Here is a 3765-nt window from a genome sequence, read left to right as displayed (position 1 = left end):
TTTATTAAAAAATTTAATTAAAAAATTTATAATTGAAAATATAAAATTAATAACTATCTAAAAAAACAATTAATATTTCAAAAGGTAAAAAAATGAAAATAAAATCAAATATTAAATTAGAGTATAAAGATTCAAAACATGCTGAAATCATTTACAAAACTCTTGAAGTGGACAATGAAGGATTTGTAAAAAACAGCTTAGATGAAAATATAATAAATTTTGAAATCGAAAGCGATAAGTTAGGAAGTTTCCTAGCTACAGCAGATGATTTAATCGCTTCAGAGATTCTTGCTGAAACTATAATAAAAAATACAAAATAGAAAGAATAGTTATCTAATTTATGGCTAATTTAAAACTAATCACTAAATAATTAAAAACTAATTAAAACTAATTTAATATGAAATAAAAAAATAGAAAGAAAGAAAAATTATAAAAATATATAAGATAAGGAGTTATAATCCTTATCCGTTAACTAAAACATTTTTGCAAACATTTAAGAGATTGTTAGATTCTCCAGTTACATCAAATTCTGAGGAAACAGTAACCTCTTTAAAAGAGTCATCGCCTTTATAATTAGCAAAAATCTCATATTTTCCAGGAGCCAAATCAGTTTCTACAAGGTCACTGCCAATACCATTAACAAGTGTAGCATTATGCCTCTCATCAGGATCTATTACAACACTGCCTGATTTGCCATATGGCAGTATATAATATTCCACATCACCATTTACTGACTCATTAGCATTTAATTGTACAAGAATCCTTTTGCCCATAAATATATCATAGGCATGTACAGCTAAATTAGGGTCATGCTTATTCACAGCGAACTTAACTGTTATATTTTCTGACCTATATTTTATGTCACCAGGATACTTTACATTGCAACTATAATTGCCGCCAGCTAAATCTTCATCAATAATACAACTGCCAGAGCCTCCTTGAACATTGACAGTATAATCTTTGGAAAACTGAGGAGAAGAGATTATAACATCATCTTCTAAATCATCATTTGAAGAGACTTTCACAACCGGCTTTTCACCCAACTCAATATCATCAATAGATGCACTCAAACCAGGGCTAGGCTTTTCATTTACGTAAAATGATGCAAGGGCTGTGCTTTCTTTAAAATAGTAATCTCCTTCAAAGGAAACAGAGACAGAATATTTTCCTGGCTGTAAAAGTGGGTCTAAAGTGTCATTGGCAACACCATTAACCATATCAACAGTATAAACCATATGTATTGGACCTGATCCTGAACTAGACCTTATAATATATTTCACTTCACCATTTACTGACTCATTAGCTCTGATTTTTATAGGAACAAGATCATTTACAGTGACATCATCCACCTGTACAGTCAAATTAGGGTCACGCTTATTTACAGCAAAATTAACTGTTAAATCTTCGTTGGCATAAATGAGGTCACCATCATAACTCACAGTGCAAGTATAATTACCAGCAGGCAAATCCTCATCAATAGTGCAATTAGCTTCACCCCTACAGAAATGAGTATAATAGTCCTTAGTAAACTGAGGAGAATGGATCCAGCCATCACCCCATACATCTTCATTGGTAGAGACTTTCACAACCGGATTTTCACCAACATAAACATCCTCAACAGAAGCTTTCAAATTAGGATTTTTCTTATTAACAGTGAAAGTATCAGTGACTGTTTTTGGATACCATGCAGAACTACCTCTAAATTCGAATGTAACAGTATAAGTACTTGGATCCAAATCCTTACGAAGCTTAATTTCATTATATCCTTTAGTAAAATAATCCTTTGTATATACTTCATGAGTATACCTGTCTTCAACTACAACTTTAGGGCTATAATAAGTACCAAAACCACTACTCTTAAACCAGATTTTTACAATCGCAGCTTCACCATAAGTAGTGTCATCAACTTCCATCACTATATTAACATTTTTTTTACTAAGACTTTTACTGGAATTGCTATCATTTATGGATAATTTTTGACTTTCAACATCATTACCTTTTATACTTTCATCAGTTTCATTTATGCTTTTGATTTCTATATCAGTACCATTTAAATCATTTAAATGACTGCTATCATTTAAATCATTTAAATGACTGGAATTATCCCCTTGGTTCAAGTCAATTGCACCTAATGGGGATAGACAGAAAAGCAATACAATAAAAACTGTAAAAATTTTTTTGCCTAAATTCTTCATTAGATCACCAAAATATTTATTACAATTTTTAATTTTAAAAACTGGCATATAAATAGATTTGCGAAAGTAAGCACTTGCTTGCTTGCATTAAATGAGTAAAAAAGGAAAAATAAGACTTCAATGAAATAAATAAAAAAATAAAAAATCAACAAAAATCAAATCCTAAAAGATAAATTTAATAATAATTAAAACTAAAAATATATAACAATATTAAAAAATTTTATATTTATTAATTAAATGAAGTGTTAATATGGAATGTCATAATCACCCAGATAGAGAAGCAACAGCAAATTGTTCAGTTTGTGGAAAAGCGATTTGCCCAGAGTGCAGTATGGAAATTGCTGGAAACATTTATTGTAAAGATTGTGTGAATGAAATCGTTACAAAAAGCATGCTGGAAAAATCAGTTCAAGAGAAAAGTGTTCCAGAGCCAGCAAAGGTTGAAGAAGATGTAGTGAAAGCAGAAGAGCCTGCAGATTTTATTGAACCAATAGAACCAATCACTCCAATCCAAGCAGAAGAACGTGAAGCGGAAATCGTAGAAGCTGCTGAAAAAGCACCTGAAAACTACCAAACCGATTATGAATATGAAACAGAATATGTTGAAACATATGAAGAAGATGGTGCTGAAGACAGCTATTACGAAAACCCTGAACCAATTCCAGAACCTGTACCGGAATACAAAGAACATGAAAGAAAACTTAAAGCAAAAGCTAAAGATCAAGCACCTATTGAACCGATTCATACCGGAGATATAGATGAAGATTATTATTATGAACCAATTCCTGAAAAAGCTCCAAGCAATGAACTTGAAGCAAAGTATGAAAGATACTTAGAAGACTTATATTATGATGAAGAAGAGGACTTTGTTCCTCAAGAACTTCTCGAAGAAGTTGAACAAGCTCCTCAATCCAGACCTCCTAGAGGAAGAAAAAGAAGAAGAAACCCAAGAAGAGAATATGATGATTATCAGGATGCTCCTAGAAGACAAAGACCTCGTGATTATCAGGAGGATGAATTTTACATCAATCCTAGAGAGGAATATGCTGATGATTATATAGTACCTTCACATAACAGAAATAGAAGACCTCCTCAAAGAGATGCTGAAAGTTACGAAGAGCTTAAAAGAAGAATTGAAAGAAATTATGAAATGGAACAAGAAAGCAAGAAGAAAGGTCGCTTTAGAAGATCCAAAAAATCTAAACGCGATTATGATGACTTCGATGAATTAGAAAGTGTCCAAGGAATGCATAGATTCCCAGAAGAGGAAGAAAGTGGAAAACTCTCTATTGTTGAAATCATCCTTGCAATTATCTTAATTCTTTTAATTATACTACTTATCTTATATGTGGTATGGCTATTTAGATTAAGTGGAGATTACTCTAGTTTCATAGATGCTCTTACAGGATTGGTTTCCAATCCTGGAAAATTTATAACTAATGTTTTAAATTAAACAAAATTATAGAGAAATATTTTCTCTATCCTTCTCTTTTTTAACACTCCTTTAATTTTTTTTATCTATTTTTTTATTACTTATTTAATCATACTAATTTTTTATTTGACTAATTTT

At 30.9% G+C, this 3765-nt stretch carries 3 protein-coding genes; 2 read left to right on the top strand and 1 reads right to left on the bottom strand.

The annotated features are described in order from the left end of the window. The first annotated feature begins 92 nt into the window (after positions 1–92). On the top strand, positions 93–320 hold the full coding sequence (locus ACKI67_RS05175) for a KEOPS complex subunit Pcc1 (RefSeq protein WP_407462355.1): 228 nt from the start codon (positions 93–95) through the stop codon (positions 318–320). Positions 321–461: 141 nt separating this feature from the next. On the opposite strand, the gene ACKI67_RS05170 is transcribed toward ACKI67_RS05175, so the two are convergent. After that, complete coding sequence (locus ACKI67_RS05170; RefSeq protein ID WP_407462354.1) at positions 462–2195, bottom strand: hypothetical protein; 1734 nt, start codon at positions 2193–2195, stop codon at positions 462–464. 250 nt (positions 2196–2445) lie between these two features. On the opposite strand from ACKI67_RS05170, the gene ACKI67_RS05165 reads away from it, so the two are divergent. Further along, positions 2446–3648 carry a B-box zinc finger protein gene (locus ACKI67_RS05165; protein ID WP_407462353.1) on the top strand — a complete coding sequence of 401 codons (1203 nt, stop codon included), beginning with the start codon at positions 2446–2448 and terminating at the stop codon, positions 3646–3648. The last annotated feature ends 117 nt before the right edge of the window (positions 3649–3765 follow it).

Origin of the sequence: Methanobrevibacter sp., assembly GCF_045577275.1 — an archaeon.
GTDB lineage: Archaea > Methanobacteriota > Methanobacteria > Methanobacteriales > Methanobacteriaceae > Methanobrevibacter.
Note: the sequence above shows the minus strand (reverse complement) of the source record. Positions and strands in the feature narration are given on the sequence as shown.